We start from the raw sequence: 17,666 nt of genomic DNA, 5'->3' as shown, positions 1-17,666 counted from the left end.
GTGGTATTTTATGGAAAAGCTGACGGAGATGCTAAAAGCCAAAGAACTAAAAGTAACACCTCAACGTTTGGCAATTTTTAACATTCTATATAACACTAATGAACACCCTAGTGCTGAAACCATCTACAAACAATTACAGTCTACACATCCTACAATGAGTCTTGCTACAGTATATAAAACTTTAGATACTTTAAAAAAAGCACAATTAGTTCAGGAAATAAATGTTGGAGAAGATAGTTTTAGATATGATGCAACTGTTGCTCCACATCCTCATGCTATTTGTTTAAAATGTAATAGTGTAATAGATTTGGAAACAGATGTACTAGCAGAGTCTGCTAAAAAAGTTCAAGAAGATACAGGGTTTGAAGTTATTAGTGAAAAACTTTATTTTTATGGTTATTGTACGGGATGTAGAACAAAGTGACTTCTTCACTCTAAAAAAGATTTGTTAACTTTTTATCTGAAGTCACCTTTGTTCTTACGCATCAAGCTTTTTCTAACTTCGTTAGAAAAATGCAGCGTTTTTAATAAGCTACTTACTGTATAGGAAATTCCTATACAGTAAGCAAAACCTCCTAGTATTAGGAGGTTTTGCTTTTGCTTTATAATCTTTTTTGAACAAATCTAGCTATTCTTTCCATAGCTATTTTTAGATTATCAAGAGAATAGGCATATGAACATCTAATAAACCCTTCTCCACACTCTCCAAATGCCGTACCTGGCACAACTGCAACCTTTTCTTCTTTTAACAATTCTGTTGCAAATTCATCTGAAGTCATATTTAATTTTTGAATACTCGGAAATACGTAGAATGCACCTTGAGGCTCAAAACAATCTAATCCCATTTCTTTAAAGGAGTGTAATAAAAATTTTCTCCTTTGGTCATAGGCTTTTTTCATTTCTTCTATATCATCTTCGCCTCTTTTTAAAGCTTCAATAGCTGCATATTGACTGATTGTTGGGCTACTCATAATTGCATACTGATGAATCTTTGTCATAGGTCCAATAATTTCTTTTGGCCCTACAGCATATCCTAATCTCCAGCCTGTCATAGCATATGATTTAGAAAACCCATTAATTATAATTGTTCGATCCCTCATACCTTCCATACTTGCAATAGAAACATGTTGACCTTCATATGTTAGTTCTGCATATATTTCATCGGACAAAACAATTAAATCATTTTTAATAACAACTTCTGCAATTTCTTTGATTTCATCTCTAGTCATTATAGCCCCTGTTGGATTACTAGGATAAGCCAATATTAATATCTTACTATTAGGGGTAATGGCCTTTTCTAATTCTTCTTTCGTTAATTTAAATTGATTTTTAGCTTGTAATGGAATGGTTACTGGTGTTCCCCCTGCAAGTATTGTACAGGGCTGGTAGGAAACAAAACAAGGTTGTGGAATAATGACTTCATCTCCCGGGTTAATTAGGGCTCTTAAAGCCAAATCAATACCTTCACTTCCACCAACTGTTACCAGTACCTCTTCTTTATGGTTATATTCAACATTTATTTTGCGTAATAAGTACTTTTTAATTTCTTCTCTAAGTTCTATTAGTCCAGCATTAGATGTATAAAAGGTTCTCCCTTTTTCTAAGGAGTATATGCCTTCTTCTCTAATATGCCAAGGTGTATCAAAGTCAGGTTCACCAACTCCTAAAGAAATTGCATCTTCCATTTCAGTTACGATGTCAAAAAATTTTCTTATACCAGATGGCGGAATCTGGCTTACTTTATCTGATAGTAATTTTCTCATGGAGAAATCAACATCCTTTCATCCCTGTCATCTTTTTCAAGTATAATACCGTGTTCTTTATATTTTTTCATAACAAAATGTGTCCCAGTGCTTAATACCGCCTCTAATGGTGCAAGTTTATTAGAAACGAAAGATGCCACTTCTTGCATGGTTCTACCTTCTATTATTACTGTTAAATCAAAGCCCCCAGACATTAGATAAACTGCTCTAACTTCTTTGAAGCGATATATTCTTTCTGCTATTTTGTCAAACCCTTGGCCTCTCTGGGGCGTTACTTTCACTTCTATTAATGCTACTACTGAATCTTTGTTTGTTTTATCCCAATTTATTAAAGTGTTGTAACCACAAATAATGTTTTCATCTTCCATTGCTTTAATTTCATTTGCAATAATATCTTCTTCAGCACTTAGCAGGATTCCTAATTCTTGTACGCTGATTTTACTGTTTTTTTCTAAAGCTTCTAAAATCTGTTGTCTCATTAACTTACCTCCTATTTTTTTATAATGAAATCTCTTTATTTACCTATATGTATATTTTATAGAGTTCATCACTTTTTGGTGGTTCCAGAGTTCTTCTTTTCCCCTCTTGTATAATTTCTTTATTGTTTGAGGTATTCAATGTCCCTATTACGGTTGCCTCTATCTTGGCCCTTCTTAGTTCTTTAACAAGGGCTTCCCCATTATCAATTGTTAGTAACAGACAGCCACTTGAAATAAGCTTATAAGGATTTAAGTTGAAAAACTCGCAAATTTCAATAGTTTCTTGTTTTATAGGTATTTTATTTAACTCTACTTCAAATCCTAAATTGGCTGAACTTGCTAATTCCCATAAAGCGCCAAAGATGCCACCTTCAGTTACATCGTGCATAGAGGTAACCCCTAAGCTAACTCCTATTTTACTTTCTTTTATTACAGACAGCTCATCACTGTATCTTTTTGCACTTTCAATAAATTCTTTATTGTATTTTTTAAGAAGTTCTTCTTCTTTTTCTTTTGCTATTATGGCAGTACCCTCTAGACCTGCCCATTTTGTTAATACAATATCTTGTCCTGCTTTTGCATTGCTGGTTGTAATCATATTATCTTTTTTACACTTGCCTATACCCATAACTGATACAATAGGTTGGTTAACAGCTTTCGTTACCTCTGTATGCCCTCCTATTACTTCCATGTCCAATTCTACACAAGTTTTTTCAATATCTTGCATGATTGTTTTAAGTGTTTTTTCACTTGCCCCTTCTGGCAATAAGATGGTTACAAGTACTGCTATTGGTTCAGCACCACTAGAAGCTAAATCATTGGCCGTTACATGAATAGCCAAAGACCCAATGTCCTCTGTTGCTCCAGTAATTGGGTCTGTTGTTACAACAAATAATTCATCTTCATTAAGTTTTAGTATAGAACAATCTTCTCCTACATTAGGCTTTACTAGTATTTCATTTCTTCTATGCTTTATCTGTTTTAAAACGGATCTTTTTAACACGGTTTCAGATATTTTTCCAACTTCCATCTTTTGTATAATCAACCAACAAGATTACTGTGTGTTTGTTGGTTGCCTCCCTTCTAACTTTAATCCTCAGTATTTTCCTCTGAAGCCTCTTCTGTATTTACTATAGAGTCTCCGTTTTGTTGTGTTTCATTTGTTACAGTTTCAATCTCATCTGTATTAATCACTTCTACATCTTCCATAAACTCTATTTCTTTTTCTTCATTAATTTCTGTAGTATTTGTTGGTACACTTGGTGTTGCTACAACACTACTATTGTTATTTGGACTTTTTGTTCCTACTCTTATTGTTGCAGGTGTAGCTCTATAATTACTATTGTTCACTAGTACTTTTTCTTTCCAAACATTATCAATGTAAATATGCTTATATAGTTTAACTGTATAACCTACAACTTCCTTTTGTTCTACTTTTCTTACGCCTTCTAACATTGTATCATCGTAAATTATGTTGGCCGGAGGCGGACTAACTTCACCTATAGTCACCGATTCAAATTCCAAATATCTATTGGCAGGTCGTTCTTCTAATCCATATATTTTAACATATAATGAACTTCCTTCTATATAGCTTTCAATGTATATAGGATACTCTGTAGAGTTTTTGAATTTTAAATCTAATACACTACTAAGGAGTACAGCATCTTTTCCAAGATCTACATAGGCTACTGGCATAGAATGGTTACGTCGTTCTAGAATATCTATCTCTGAAAACAATACTGCATTGTACAATGTTGTTGCTACCTGACAAATACCTCCACCAACGCCATCTTCTAATCTTCCATTCACAATAATTGGTGCTGGTTGATAACCATTTTGGATATTAACTGGCGAAAGTTTTTCATTTGTAGAAAAGACTTCATTAGGATGCAGTAAAGTTCCATCTATCTTTTTGGCACCTACTATTAAATTAGTTGTTCTTTGTGTATTATTGGCATTAAAATTAGTAACATATGATCCTATTACATTTTTTATATTCCCATAATAGGCTTTTGTGTATTCAGGCATAATTTGCTCTACTACTAATTCTACTTTTATATCTTCATCAAATTTCATTAATAAATTAAAAATATTTTCTTGAGTTGCAGTATCATTAACTTCATATCCTATTGTTTCTTCGTCTATTACAAATTCTTTATTTATTCTTTGTATTATAGCATTTTTTGGTTTTATAGAAAAGTTATTTTTAATAGAATCTATAATACTTATTATTGTGTTAGTGTCATAATCAAATATTAATTCGTAATATTTGTGTTCCTCTTCTAATATTTTTATTTCTCTAAATCGTTTTAGGATATTGCCTTCTTTTCCTATTGAAAAAGCTTCATCTACTATGTTTTTATTAATAGCATCAAACCCCAGCTCTTCAAAAGTAACTGTTTCATTAATGCGATCCTCATAATAAATGGTTAATGTATTGCTTTTTATATTATTAACTATCTCATCAATCACTTCATAGGCTTCTTCCTTTGTTAAGCCACCTACGTGTACGTCATTTATAAAAATTCCCTCATAGATTATATCATTGTTAATTGCTTTTTTAATATATGTATAACCTACTACGAAACTTAGTAGTATTGCAGATAGTATAATAGCTAAGGTAATTAGAATTATTTTTTTGATTTTTTTATTACTTATTGATTTATCCACTCTTTTTCCTCCCCATAAGTATAGAATTCCACTCTTTTATTATCCTGTTTTTTCCTAAAATTATACCTTATTTTTCTATTTTATTTTTTTGTTTTGGCCTTATAAAAATGTATGTTTTTATAATTTGTAATATCACTAAAAAAAAAGAGATAAATTTTTCTTATCTCCTTTTCATCTGCCTCATTATTATCAATCTTACCAGATAAAGTTACTATAAACCCATCTTCGCTAAGTTTTCCATTAGTTTTTTAAATTTTTCCGGTTTTAGTGATTGAGCACCATCACTTAAAGCATTCTCTGGTTGGTGATGAACTTCAACCATTATACCATCTGCTCCTACTGCCATTGCCGCTTTTGATAATGGTTCTACCATTGACCATTTTCCTGCTGCATGGCTAGGGTCTACTATTATTGGCAAGTGACTTATTTCTTTTATCATTGGTACAGCACTAATATCTAACGTATTCCTAGTATAGGTTTCAAAGGTTCTTATGCCTCTTTCGCATAATATGACTTGTGAATTGCCTTCGGACATAATATACTCTGCTGCCATTAACCATTCTTCCATTGTTGCACTTAATCCTCTTTTTAACACTACTGGTTTGTTAAGTTTCCCTGCCTTTTTCAATAATGCAAAGTTTTGCATATTTCTTGCACCAATTTGAATCAGATCTGTATATTCTGCCACATGTTCTATAGAATCTAGGCAAATGGCTTCCGTGATTGTAAGCAATCCAGTAAGCTCTTTGGCTTTTTTCAGTAGTTTTAACCCTTCTATCTCCATTCCTTGAAAACTATATGGTGAACTTCTAGGCTTGTATGCACCGCCTCTTAATATGTTGGCTCCTGATTCTTTTACTGATTTAGCAATTGTTAATAATTGCTCTTCTGATTCAATTGAGCAAGGTCCTGCTATTATAGCAGCGTTGCCTCCTCCGATTTTTACACCTTCTATGTTTATAACTGTATCCTCAGGGTGAAATAATTTGCTTGCAAGCTTAAAAGGATGTTGCACCCGCATACTTCTTTCTACACAATCGTAACCCTCAAATTGTTCAGGTGTTAATCGACTTGTATCTCCAACCAAACCTAGAACATAATAATTTTCTCCCTTAGACTCATGGACTTGAACACCTGTATCTTTAATTTTTACTATTAACTCATCAATTACTTTTCTCTCCGTTTTTGGTTTTAAAATGATTATCATACTTATTACCTCCAATTATAATTTTTTTACCATTTCTTTTTTGGTATTGGGTAATAACATCTTTGCGCTAAGATGATATTTTTTGATTTCTTTGTGTTTCATTCGAATGAATTTATATAAAAAAAAAGAACCCCATAAGAGTTCTTTTTATAGATGTCTATATTACTATAATTATATAGTAACCAACTTACTCTTAATTTGATTGTTAATAGGATTCAATTTTTTACATGTAAAGTAGCTAGCGCTATAATAAAAGCCCCAGCTAAGAAAGTAAAAATAGAATGTATTAGCAATTAAATTTATTTTTGTTGGTTGGTTATTCATACAATCACATCATTTTCTTAAATTTTTAAACAATTTTACAGATTATTACTATCTATCATATGCAAATTCTTTTTCTTTGTCAAGTAGTTTTCATTGTTAATTTTTTCTAACATATAAAAGTATTTGCAAACTTGTTTCTGTATCTATTTAATAACTGATAAAATTAACTATAACTTGATTTACTAATCTTTTTCTTGTATAGTTTAGTATACAGGTGATTTTATTGAATACTGTCATTTAACACTTCGTTTTATAAATATATATTAAAGAAAAGATAGGTGATTTTTTTGAGTTTGAATATTGCATATTATGGTGTTCCCGGATCTTTTAGCGAACAAGCACTTTTAGATTATTTTCCAAACAATGTTAATCCCATTAATAATGAAAAGTTTGAAGGTGTTTTTAAAGAATTAGAGAAGGATGATGTTCACTATGGGGTTGTACCTATTGAAAATTCATCAACAGGTCCTGTATCTGAAATCTATGATTTGCTTAATACTTATCCCTACCATATTGTTGGTGAGGTTTTTGTTAAAGTAGAACATCACTTATTAGCTACAAAAGACGCAACCTTAGAGAGCATTCAAGAAGTCTACTCCCACCCTCAAGCATTTGAACAATGTAGACCCTTTCTTGATCAATACAATTGGAGCATTGTCCCACACTTTAGCACTGCAAGTAGTGCAGAACATGTTAAAAACTCTAATAACCCAAAAATTGCTTCTATTAGTAGCAAAAAAGCAGCTGAATTATATGGACTTCAAGTCCTTGCCCCTAATATAAATTATAATACAACCAATACAACTCGATTTATCATTTTAGGAAAGAGCCATAAAATTAATAGCTCTTGCAATAAAATTAGCGTAGTTTTTACAACAGAACATAAGGCTGGTGCATTATATAGTGCATTAAAATCTTTTTCTGAGTATAATATTAACATGTTAAAAATCGAATCAAGACCAGTGGTTCATACCCCTTGGCAATATTATTTTTATATTGATTTTGAAGGCAACTTGGATAATCCTTCCATAAAAAAAGCAATCAATTCTATGGAGAATGATTGCGTATATTTTAAACTACTTGGTAATTATAAGAGTGCAACGCTTTAGGAACTCTTTATAGATAAGCTACTACTATTCCTAATAAAGTAGAAAACACCATTATAGCAGCTATTCCTATTGCTATATGCTTACGAAATTTAGTGAAAAATTTCATTCTATTACCTCCTTATTATTTTATTCGAATAAAGGAATGATTATATGCCTATTCCAATTTTTTTGGTTATTTTAATACTTATTATTATTTATATAAAATATAGAACTTCACTATTAGAAAAAAAGCATTCTAATGCACGAAAGGCTTTTTGGGAAAAAGAAACCAAAGCAAATTTTACTAGAAAAAAAGATATTAATACTCTTGATTATATTATTATTAATCTAGATGCTTTGCCTTTTCATTTTAACACAAATGATGAAACACTTAAAGCATTACAAGACAAAGTGGTAGAACTTTCTAGATTAAAAATGCTAGATTTACGAAGGTATAGTAATACTGACCTTAAATTAAATTATGGCATTGCCAATCTTGAAGTATTGTCCGCTTATGAGAACACATACTTCGAACTTTTAAGAACTCTATACAAATGGAGTAAGCATCTAAACGATATAGAGTTTGTTCAAGATAGCATTACAGTCTTAGAGTATGGTATTAACATAAACACGGATATTAGTGATCATTATATCTTACTTGGTAAGTTATACAAAGAAACCCATCAGTTTGAAGCCCTAAAGCATTTAATAGAGAAAGCCAACCAATTAGATAATTTACTTAAAAATAAAATTCTTTCTTATCTACATGAATGATTAGATGAATCTTAATCATAATACACTTTATATAGTGACAACCCTTTTGCAGGTGCTCTTTCGCCTGCATTTGCTCTTTCTTTAGCTTCTAACATATCTTTTATAGACTGAATCTTAGTTTTTCCCTCACCTACTTCAATAAGGGTTCCAACAATAATTCTAACCATATTATATAAAAACCCATCTGCCGTTATATATATCTTTAGCTCATCATCGGTTATCTCTATGGTAATATCTTTTATATCTCTAACTGTACTCTTTTTCGTTTTTTTGTTAGAAAAACTTTGGTAGTCTTTTTTACCTACTAATAACAGACTAGCTTCTTTCATTTTTTCAATATCTAGTGGTTTATTATACCAATAGGTATAGGGATCTTCAAAAACAGGCGGGAAATCTTTTGTCCATATCCTATACAAGTAGGTTTTCTTTGTAACATTGTATCTACTATGAAACCTTTCACCTACTTCTGTTACTTCTGTTATGGCAATGTCCTTAGGAAGATATTGATTCAAATATTCTTTAATGTTTTCAACACTCTTTTGGCTAAAGGTATAAAAATTGGCTACCTGTCCCCTTCCATGAACCCCTGCATCTGTTCTTCCTGACCCAATGATCTCTATTTCTTCATTTGTCATTCTAGATAATACTTGTTCTATCTTTCCTTGTATTGTTTTATCAGAATTTTGTAATCTTTGCCATCCTAAATATTTTGTTCCATCATAGATTATATCTAATCTAATATTTCTTTTGTTCATTTTATGCCCTTCTTCCATATTGGAAATTTATTTCATCTATTTTTTTTGATGCTTCACTTTTTGTTAGGTCTTCAATGCTTTTATTGATACTTAATTGGTATCTGTTAAGTAATGCTTCTAGGTAATTTCTCTGTTTATCCGTTATAGGATTCTCTTTTTTAGGCTTCCAATGCAATGGCTTTGGCATAAATAATTCTTTATTGGTTAGGTAGTATGCCTTTTTTAAATAATTTAATATTTCATAAGTTGCTTTTGTATCAGATAAAGCACGATGTGCTGAATTATTCTCTATGTTATAATGCTTACAAAGGTAACTTAAACTTCTACTTTCTAGTCCCCTTAAAGTTTTCCTAGCAATATGTAGGGTATCAATTCCTTTTCTTTCAAAGCTCTTCCCTATCATTAAAGCGTTGTATTTTATAAAACTGTAATCGAATATAATATTATGACCTACAATTGGCATATTTTGACCACCTGTGAAATTAAGAAATTCAGGTAATACTTCCTCTATAGTGGGAGCATCTTTTACCATCTTGTCATTAATTCCTGTTAGACTTACAATCTGTTCTGGTATTTCTGTTAATGGATTCACCAACATTGAAAACTCTTCTTTTATTTCTCCATTAATTACTTTTATGGCCCCGATTTCTGTAATCTTAGAATAGAATGGGTTCATCCCTGTTGTCTCTAAATCTAATACGATGTAATTTTCCATTATTCACCTCTCTATTTTTCTATATCTATTAGTTGAATTGCTTCTTTAATCATATCTGCAGTCATGCCCCAAATCCATTCATTATTAACTCTGTAAAAATCAAATTCTACAGATTTCCCTCCCCAAGGCTCATGGTATTTTTGTGGTAATCCTAATTCTTTAGATGGCAATAAATTAATTACATTGCCTTTTTCATCTGTATAATAAGGTTGTTGTTCTAATCTTACAGAATACTTTTTAGGTTCCTGGGTTTTAAAATAATCAATTGGGACTGTAAAGACATAATCTACTTCAGTTACCTCTGGATTTAATTCATTTATATCATTAATTTTAAGCTCTCCTATATATACCTCAACAATTATGCCTTGTCTTCCAATATAAGATCCTATTTTCCCTATTACATCTATCTTATCTTCTTCAATCCCTAATTCTTCCTTGGTCTCTCTAATGGCAGTTCCTAAAAAACTTTTATCCCCTTTTTCAAACCCTCCGCCAGGGAATGAAATTTCACTTCCTTGGCGAATGTTTTTGGCTCTTTTTTCAAAAAGAAAATGGTATTCGTCCTTTATAAAAACCAAGGGGATTAATACTGCTGCATTAAAGTATTTTTCTCTACTTATTATATTTGTTGTATTTTTAAGTTTTTCTTTTAATTTATTTATATGCTCTTTGTTCATTGATTCACCTTTTAGGGATTTATTCTTTAACTTGTTCTTTTATAGTGTTATATTGATTCTGCAATCCATATGGACAATACGGAAGGAAAAAGCAGCTTTCACATTTTGGACTTCTTGATCTGCAAATAGCTCTCCCATGGGCAATAATTTGAGTATTATAAGGTATCCAGTGTTCTCTTGGGAGGATTGCCATTAAGTCATATTCTATTTTTACTGGGTCCTCATTAGGTGTAAACCCTAATCTATTAGATACTCTTTTAACATGTGTGTCCACCACAATACTAGGCTTTTTATAAATTGTTCCTAATACAACATTTGCTGTTTTTCTACCAACGCCATCTAATTTTGTTAATAACTCAATATCATCTGGTATCTTGGAATGATGTTCTAGGACTAATTTTTGACAACAAGCCTTTATATTCTTTGCTTTGTTTCTATAAAATCCTGTGGACTTTATATCTTGTTCTAGTTCAGTAATCTCTACATTAGCAAAAGCTTCAACACTTTTGTACTTTTGAAACAATGTTTTTGTTACAATATTCACCCTGTCATCTGTACATTGTGCACTTAAAATCGTTGCAATAAGAAGTTGCCAAGGTGTTTCATGGTCTAGATAACAAGGTATGTCTTTTGGATAATGATCATCTAGTATCTCAAGGACTTTTTTTACCCGTTGTTTTAATCCCATTACAACACCTCCTATAATGGTATTTGTTTTATTTTAGCATGATGATTTAATGGGTTTCTATCTAAATAATCAAAGAGAATAAAAGTAGGCTTTTCTCCACTTACAATCTCTTTTGTTTTTATAAATTTCATTATATCCACTGTAAATGTTTCAATATGAGTCATTCTTGTGATTTGCTTAGCTGTATATCCTTTGTATTGGGGTAAGTATTGGGTTATGTTTTCTGATTCTTTGTAGAAGTCTTTTATGCTTTCTTTATATTCTTCTTTTTCTTGAGCCCATTCTGGTCTTTTCTTTAAATTTTCTTGGAGATATAAATCCAATATTAGTATTTCCTCTATTACTTTATTATTCTTTTCTATATGGGTATTAAAGTATTCTAGTAATATATCATACCTTGCTATTCTTGAATGTTGTAATGTGTTTAGATTATTTTTTTCATAATAATTGGCCATGGATTCAAACATTTCAAAAGGGTTTACAAAGTATTTTTCTATAAATTTTATGGTATGTGTAAACTGACCGCTATTGTAATATATTTCAACCATTTCTTCAATCATTTTTAATGTTTGAATTTCTCCATAAGTCAATTCTTTTGTGGTGATGACTTCATAAGGTGGTTTGTCTCTGTGTACTATACCTAATTCTTCTTTTCTATTAAATATACCAGACCCTTTTAAAACTTTCAAAAACCCTAATTGTAATTGTTCTGGCGCTAAGGCATAGACATCATTAAATGATTTTTTAAAAGTATTATAATCTTCTTTTGGCAACCCAGCAATTAGATCTAAATGTTGATGGATATTCTGAAATGTATTCAATGCCTTTACTGCTTGGCTCAATTTACTAAAATTTGTTTTTCTTTGAATAATGTCTAATGTTGCCTCATTGGTTGATTGAACCCCTATTTCAAACTGAAACAAACCTTGTCTTACTGTTGATAAAAATTCTAACATGTCTTCATCTATTAAATCTGCTGCAATTTCAAAATGAAAATTTGTAAATCCATTGTCATTTTCTTTTAGAAAATTCCAGATCCCTAATGCATGTTCTTTTTTGCAATTAAATGTTCTATCTACGAATTTTACTTGCTTTACTGAAGCTTGAATAAATTGTTTTAATTCTATTTTTACTAAATCTAAATCTCTAAATCTCACTGCTCTTTCAATGGATGATAAGCAATACTGACAACTAAAAGGACATCCTCTTGAGCTTTCATAATATATGATTTTATTTTCAAAGGTTTCAATAATCTCTTCATAAGCAAATGGAATGGTATTAATATCTAGTATAGGTCTTATGCCTGTATTTATTATTCTAGCTTGGTCTCTAAAGACAATCCCTTGAATTTTATTAAGAGAAGGTTGTCCATCTACATAATAAGAAGTAATATCTTTAAAGATGCCTTCCCCTTCACCAGTTATAATTCCCTTTATCATATTGTATCTTTCTAACTGTTTTTCACTATCAAATGATACTTCAGGTCCACCCAACCAGATTTCTATGTTAGGAAGTATTTTTTTAATCTCAATTATAATATCTTTTACCATTTCTATGTTCCAAATATAGGTGGATATGGCTAATACATTAGGATTTTCTTTATAGATTTCCCTTAGTATATCATCTACACTATTGTTTATTGTAAACTCTCTTATTTGTATATTTTTTTCATATTCTTTAGAATAGGCTCTAATACTATGAATTGCTAAATTCGAATGTATAAATTTTGCATTTATTGATGTTAGTAGTATTTTCATGTAATTACCTTCTTTTTCTTTCTCTCATGAATTAAACTAGGTTATATAAGTATATATTAATTTTAATTATAACATAAGTTGCTTTAACTAAAAACCATACTTCTCTTGTATTTATAAATAGCGGAGAATAATATTCTCCGCTATTTTATATTAACCTTGTAACATGATTTACGTTACACTACAAGCACAAGGTTTCAGTGAAAGTAGTATTCTCAAATCCTTGCAAGCAAGTTTGCAAATTACATTTTCATTAACCTATTAATTCTTCTAAGGAATATCTATGAATAACTGATTGATTGTCTTCTTCAATATATACAATTAGTTCTCTATTATTAATATAAAAGTGTTGTATGTCCTTTTGATATACTGCTTTTGTTTCACCAGTATTTATGTTTAAAATCATAATATCTTCTAAGAGATAATAAACATAATTGTTAAAAACATAATAATCCCAAGTTTTAATAGGTTCTTTAGATACATTAGAGATGGTGCCTTCCTTTAAGTCTAATTCTTTAATATAGCCGTCAAAACTAATATCTGCATAACTGAAATAGTATAGTTTTGAATTGCTTATGCCTAGATATTCTGACTTTTCATTTACTAATATTTTTTTATCTTGACCTTTTTTATCGATGCTAAATATATAGTTTTCAGAATTCATATATATTATTTGATCATTAACAATGTCTACTATTTGGTTGCAATCATTTACTAATATACTTACATTTTTACTTTTTATATCTTTTACATAGAGATTGCCTCTATGTTCTTGATAAGGAAAATAATAGTATATTTTATCATTATCCACTACAAAATTATATGAAGGTGTATGAAATTCATTGCTTTCTATTAAATACTCTTCACTATTTGATGCTATACTTATTCTTTTAATATATGATTTTAATTTATTATCATATATGTCTCCTGTTATATAAATCCATCCATCTTTTACTTGAAACCTATTTACAGGATAGGGATGTAACAATACTAGTGTGTTATCCCCATTATGGTATTTGTATATATAGTTTTCATACATACAAATATATGTGTTGGGTCCTACTTTTTCATATGTCAAACTATTGTCTTCATATAATGCTAAATCCTTATTGTATCGAGCTTTTCTAATAGCAATAGTTCCACTTTCTGATGCTACCGCTTCAATATATTCATTATCCTTTATTATAAAATCTAAATAATTCATTCCAATAAATTTGGCAATGTTACTTTTTTCTTTATGCACCTCTAATTGGTACAATATATTTATTCCCTCAGATACAATGTAATATAGGTTAGTATTATAATAAATGCCATCTACTGCTACTTCAGTGAGCTTTGTTTTTACATTATTCCTTTTTCTATACAGCTCACCTTTTTGACTTTCATTTCGATAGTAAATCGTGTTATCCACAATCTCATACTGAGTTGTAAAATCATCTAATATTTTTTCTGGCATCTTATGGGCATCTAATTTATACAAACTGTTGTTGTCATCTCTATCTATATAATATATATGGCCATTACTATATTTAATATTGTATACCCCATTATCTATGATCTTTTTTATTCCTCCATCTTTCATAACATATAATTTATAATTATCATTTCTACTAAAATAAATAAGATTATCTATAATGACAAATTCCAAAACTGGATCATTGATTATTAATTCTGTTTCATGGGTTATTAAATTGTATTTATATAATTTCTTATTATAGTGATTAACATAATAAATAGTGTTCTCTATTAATACTGCATTATCAATTGGTTCCTCTATTAATTTTTTAGTAGGATCTACAGCGTCATATAGGAATGTTAAATGGTCTTTATAGTTGATAAAATCATAACTTCTAACAAAGGTATAATCATCATTTACTAACAACATATTTGTTTTAAATACATTACCTTTTCCGAATACAACTTTCTTGTTTTGTAAATCTTTATCAACTCTCCAAATAAAATTATCCCCAAAACAATATACATATTCACCATACCCAAAAAAATTATAAGAAAAGGTGCTTAGAAAAATTTTATCTTTGTTATTGGTGTATATATTTTCTCGAACTAGAAATTGGTCTTGGGAATAATAAATATAATCATCTATTACAAATAACTCATAATTATTTTTATTTGAAACTTCAACCTTTTCTTGTTTTTTCAGATTATATATAACAACTACATCATTGTTATTGTATATTAATAAATCTTGGGATATATTAAATTTGTAAAAGCCTCCTGATACAACTATAGACAAATCTTTACCATCTTCTTTAATCATATAAATGCCTTGACTGGTATTAAAATACAACTTGCCATCACTATACTTCATATCGTAAATCACTCTATTTACTACAGCCAAAGTGATTATATTATTACCTTCTTTATCACTTCTATATAATTTATTATCGCTTTCAAAAAATATATACTCATCTGTAACTATATATTGTTCAACTAAGTATGCAATTACCTCTTCATCCTTTTCACCATTCCAACTTACTCTTCTTAGGGGGCCAGGTTCATATATAAATTCGCTGTCCTTATAATAAACATACTCCCTAAGTACATCTATGCCTTCCATTTTCCCATTTGATATTTTTCTTAAGTTATCTCCATTAATATCCATTTTGTATATGCTATAGTTGTCATCTGAATTACCAAATACAATAAAGTCTGTCCATTCATCTTTCTCTACTGTATTCTTTTGAGGTGAATTAACTACTGTTGCTGCTTTACTATTTATGGAATCAATACCACTTTCTACAAAATCATTCTTTGTGCACCCTATAATCATTATTTGAATTAAAAATATTAATATTATTAATATCTTTTGTTGTTGTTTCATACTTCAGTGTCTCCCCTCACACTCTAAGAAAGTTAGTACACCCAACCATTTCTTTCTTATACCTTAATAGAATTCATTATAACAAAAATGGAAATATTTGTAAATTAAAAGTCATGTATAATGACCATTGTACCATCGGGTATGTTCTCATAAAACCATTTTGCATCTTTATCTTCCAATCTTATACATCCGTGGCTTGCTGGCCCACCTAATTTCTTTAACTCTTCCTCTATAATATTCCAATCTTTATCCCTTGGTATACTATGAAATAAATATTGATCCTGAATTCTTACCCAGTATAATGCACCTTCCTTAAATCTTTCAGAATAAAATTCATCTCCTCTATTTTCTAAATAATATGTTCCTAATATAGTAGGCTCATCTGCTGTTCCACCAGAACAAGTCATTTCTCTAATCAATTCATTTTTATTCCGAACATATACCTTATGGCCCCTCTCATTTAAAGACACTTCTACCCAAACTTCTTCTGGATCAAGGGATTTTGTTTTAAAGGACCAAAGCTCTTTATGATATTCTTGGTCATTCAATCCTTTAAATTCTATAGTGGCTTTATATGTAGTCCTTGGCTGTAAAATCTCTCCTGGGATATAAATTAGTTTGTTATCCGCGATTTCTGTTCTTCCCTTTATTCCATCAATAATAATTTTTCCATCCTTAAGTGTATCTGAACAGATTATCTCTATTAAAGGGTATAACTCAGCAGGTCCTTTATTGTTTGTTATTTCAATATCTTTTATGTGTATTTGAATGTTTTCTACTGATGTGCTCATTGTAGGATGTAGTCTAGATTTGAAAAATATAATATTTAATATGATTCCAATAATTACAATTATCCCTATAATTCCAATATAGAAATAAGCTTTTCTTTTATCTATTAATATAACCATTATCCTTATCCCTTAACACTCTTTTACTTATTATAAGGATATGATTTTATAAAAATTTTATGAATTCTATTTTTATTTCCTTTTAAAGTAATACAGCCCTTTTAAATAACTTTTTATGTTATAGGAAATAATAGGTTCCTATAACGCAAAAAAAACAAGAGAATAATCTCTTGCTTTTAAACTGGGTAGGAAGGATTCGAACCTTCGCATGCAGCAGTCAAAGTGCTGTGCCTTACCGCTTGGCGACTACCCAATGGTTATTTATTTTTTTGGAACACAAAAGCGCGAGACGGGATTCGAACCCGCGACCCTCGCCTTGGCAAGGCGATGCTCTACCACTGAGCCACTCACGCATAATCAAAGCGGGTGATGGGAATCGAACCCACGTATCCAGCTTGGAAGGCTGGTGTTCTACCATTGAACTACACCCGCATATATTCATTTAATGGTGCCCAGAGGCGGAATCGAACCACCGACACGAGGATTTTCAGTCCTCTGCTCTACCGACTGAGCTATCTGGGCAAATTGTATACAGATTATATCAATTTGCATTATTCTTGTCAAGTATGTCTGTATAAATAATAAAAATGCCGGAGACCGGAATCGAACCGGTACGGTCGGTAAGGACCGCAGGATTTTAAGTCCTGTGCGTCTGCCAGTTCCGCCACTCCGGCATAATGGTGGGAGAAGGATTCGAACCTTCGAAGTCAGAGACAACAGATTTACAGTCTGCCCCCTTTGGCCACTCGGGAACCCCACCATCTAGCCACTAGGAAGTATTTTTCCCAGCTAAAATATAATATCACAATTTTAGGTTTTGAGCAATAGTGTATTGAACATTTTTTTTAGAAATTTTTTCTATAACTCTGAATTAATTCAAAGCTACTGTTTAAGTTGGTTATTGCCTTAGCAATAGCAAACTTATACTCCATAGAAAGGAGGTGATCCAGCCGCACCTTCCGATACGGCTACCTTGTTACGACTTCACCCCAGTCATCGACTTCACCTTCGACGGCTCTCTC

15 protein-coding genes, 6 tRNA genes and 1 rRNA gene are annotated in these 17,666 nt (G+C 30.7%); 3 read left to right on the top strand and 19 right to left on the bottom strand.

Annotated features, from left to right (window positions below):
- Positions 1-10 precede the first annotated feature (10 nt).
- Positions 11-424, top strand: a complete 414-nt coding sequence (gene perR, locus EDC18_RS13240; protein WP_132253905.1) for a transcriptional regulator PerR — start codon at positions 11-13, stop codon at positions 422-424.
- 178 nt (positions 425-602) lie between these two features.
- Here perR and EDC18_RS13235 read toward each other — a convergent pair whose 3' ends face one another.
- The 5 genes from EDC18_RS13235 to aroF form a co-directional block, all read right to left on the bottom strand.
- The gene (locus tag EDC18_RS13235) at positions 603-1,763 is read right to left on the bottom strand and encodes an aminotransferase class I/II-fold pyridoxal phosphate-dependent enzyme (protein WP_132253904.1); all 1,161 of its coding nucleotides are present in this window, start codon (positions 1,761-1,763) and stop codon (positions 603-605) included.
- Positions 1,760-2,242, bottom strand: coding sequence for an Lrp/AsnC family transcriptional regulator (locus tag EDC18_RS13230; RefSeq protein WP_132253902.1), 483 nt, complete (start codon positions 2,240-2,242; stop codon positions 1,760-1,762). Before EDC18_RS13230 ends, EDC18_RS13235 begins: the two co-directional genes overlap by 4 nt.
- 43 nt (positions 2,243-2,285) lie before the next feature.
- Complete coding sequence (locus EDC18_RS13225; protein ID WP_207669220.1) at positions 2,286-3,272, bottom strand: AIR synthase family protein; 987 nt, start codon at positions 3,270-3,272, stop codon at positions 2,286-2,288.
- A gap of 59 nt (positions 3,273-3,331) precedes the next feature.
- The gene (locus EDC18_RS13220; RefSeq protein WP_132253900.1) at positions 3,332-4,912 is read right to left on the bottom strand and encodes a VanW family protein; all 1,581 of its coding nucleotides are present in this window, start codon (positions 4,910-4,912) and stop codon (positions 3,332-3,334) included.
- A 211-nt stretch (positions 4,913-5,123) separates the two neighbouring features.
- Positions 5,124-6,119, bottom strand: coding sequence for a 3-deoxy-7-phosphoheptulonate synthase (aroF, locus tag EDC18_RS13215; protein ID WP_132253898.1), 996 nt, complete (start codon positions 6,117-6,119; stop codon positions 5,124-5,126).
- A gap of 611 nt (positions 6,120-6,730) precedes the next feature.
- Here aroF and pheA point away from each other — a divergent pair.
- Together pheA and EDC18_RS13205 are read left to right on the top strand one after the other, a co-directional pair.
- Positions 6,731-7,552: a prephenate dehydratase gene (gene pheA, locus EDC18_RS13210; protein WP_165878591.1), complete on the top strand. Its 822-nt coding sequence runs from the start codon at positions 6,731-6,733 to the stop codon at positions 7,550-7,552.
- 150 nt (positions 7,553-7,702) lie between these two features.
- Positions 7,703-8,305 carry a hypothetical protein gene (locus EDC18_RS13205; RefSeq protein WP_132253894.1) on the top strand — a complete coding sequence of 201 codons (603 nt, stop codon included), beginning with the start codon at positions 7,703-7,705 and terminating at the stop codon, positions 8,303-8,305.
- Positions 8,306-8,316: 11 nt separating this feature from the next.
- Here EDC18_RS13205 and truA read toward each other — a convergent pair whose 3' ends face one another.
- The 14 genes from truA to EDC18_RS13135 all read right to left on the bottom strand — a co-directional run.
- Complete coding sequence (gene truA / locus EDC18_RS13200) at positions 8,317-9,060, bottom strand: tRNA pseudouridine(38-40) synthase TruA (RefSeq protein ID WP_132253893.1); 744 nt, start codon at positions 9,058-9,060, stop codon at positions 8,317-8,319.
- 1 nt (position 9,061) lies between these two features.
- A complete protein-coding gene (locus EDC18_RS13195; RefSeq protein WP_132253891.1) occupies positions 9,062-9,775 on the bottom strand; it encodes a 3'-5' exonuclease in 714 nt (237 codons plus the stop codon).
- Positions 9,776-9,786: 11 nt separating this feature from the next.
- Positions 9,787-10,452: an NUDIX hydrolase gene (locus EDC18_RS13190; protein ID WP_132253889.1), complete on the bottom strand. Its 666-nt coding sequence runs from the start codon at positions 10,450-10,452 to the stop codon at positions 9,787-9,789.
- Between the two features lie 19 nt (positions 10,453-10,471).
- Positions 10,472-11,140: an endonuclease III gene (nth, locus tag EDC18_RS13185; RefSeq protein ID WP_132253888.1), complete on the bottom strand. Its 669-nt coding sequence runs from the start codon at positions 11,138-11,140 to the stop codon at positions 10,472-10,474.
- An 11-nt stretch (positions 11,141-11,151) separates the two neighbouring features.
- Positions 11,152-12,897 carry a B12-binding domain-containing radical SAM protein gene (locus EDC18_RS13180; RefSeq protein ID WP_132253886.1) on the bottom strand — a complete coding sequence of 582 codons (1,746 nt, stop codon included), beginning with the start codon at positions 12,895-12,897 and terminating at the stop codon, positions 11,152-11,154.
- Between the two features lie 250 nt (positions 12,898-13,147).
- Positions 13,148-15,736 (bottom strand): DUF5050 domain-containing protein, encoded by a 2,589-nt coding sequence (locus EDC18_RS13175; protein WP_132253884.1) that lies wholly within the window; start codon positions 15,734-15,736, stop codon positions 13,148-13,150.
- A 104-nt stretch (positions 15,737-15,840) separates the two neighbouring features.
- Positions 15,841-16,644, bottom strand: coding sequence for a L,D-transpeptidase (locus EDC18_RS13170; protein ID WP_132253883.1), 804 nt, complete (start codon positions 16,642-16,644; stop codon positions 15,841-15,843).
- A 181-nt stretch (positions 16,645-16,825) separates the two neighbouring features.
- Positions 16,826-16,897, bottom strand: a tRNA-Gln gene (locus EDC18_RS13165).
- 28 nt (positions 16,898-16,925) lie between these two features.
- Positions 16,926-16,997, bottom strand: a tRNA-Gly gene (locus tag EDC18_RS13160).
- An 8-nt stretch (positions 16,998-17,005) separates the two neighbouring features.
- Positions 17,006-17,076 (bottom strand) — tRNA-Gly (locus EDC18_RS13155).
- Positions 17,077-17,090: 14 nt separating this feature from the next.
- A tRNA-Phe gene (locus EDC18_RS13150) sits at positions 17,091-17,166 on the bottom strand.
- A 66-nt stretch (positions 17,167-17,232) separates the two neighbouring features.
- A tRNA-Leu gene (locus tag EDC18_RS13145) sits at positions 17,233-17,318 on the bottom strand.
- Between the two features lie 4 nt (positions 17,319-17,322).
- Positions 17,323-17,404 (bottom strand) — tRNA-Tyr (locus EDC18_RS13140).
- Positions 17,405-17,578: 174 nt separating this feature from the next.
- Positions 17,579-17,666 (bottom strand): 16S ribosomal RNA (locus EDC18_RS13135); the annotation flags it as partial.

The sequence above is a fragment of the Natranaerovirga pectinivora genome (genome assembly GCF_004342165.1).
GTDB lineage: Bacteria > Bacillota > Clostridia > Lachnospirales > DSM-24629 > Natranaerovirga > Natranaerovirga pectinivora.
Note: the sequence above shows the minus strand (reverse complement) of the source record. Positions and strands in the feature narration are given on the sequence as shown.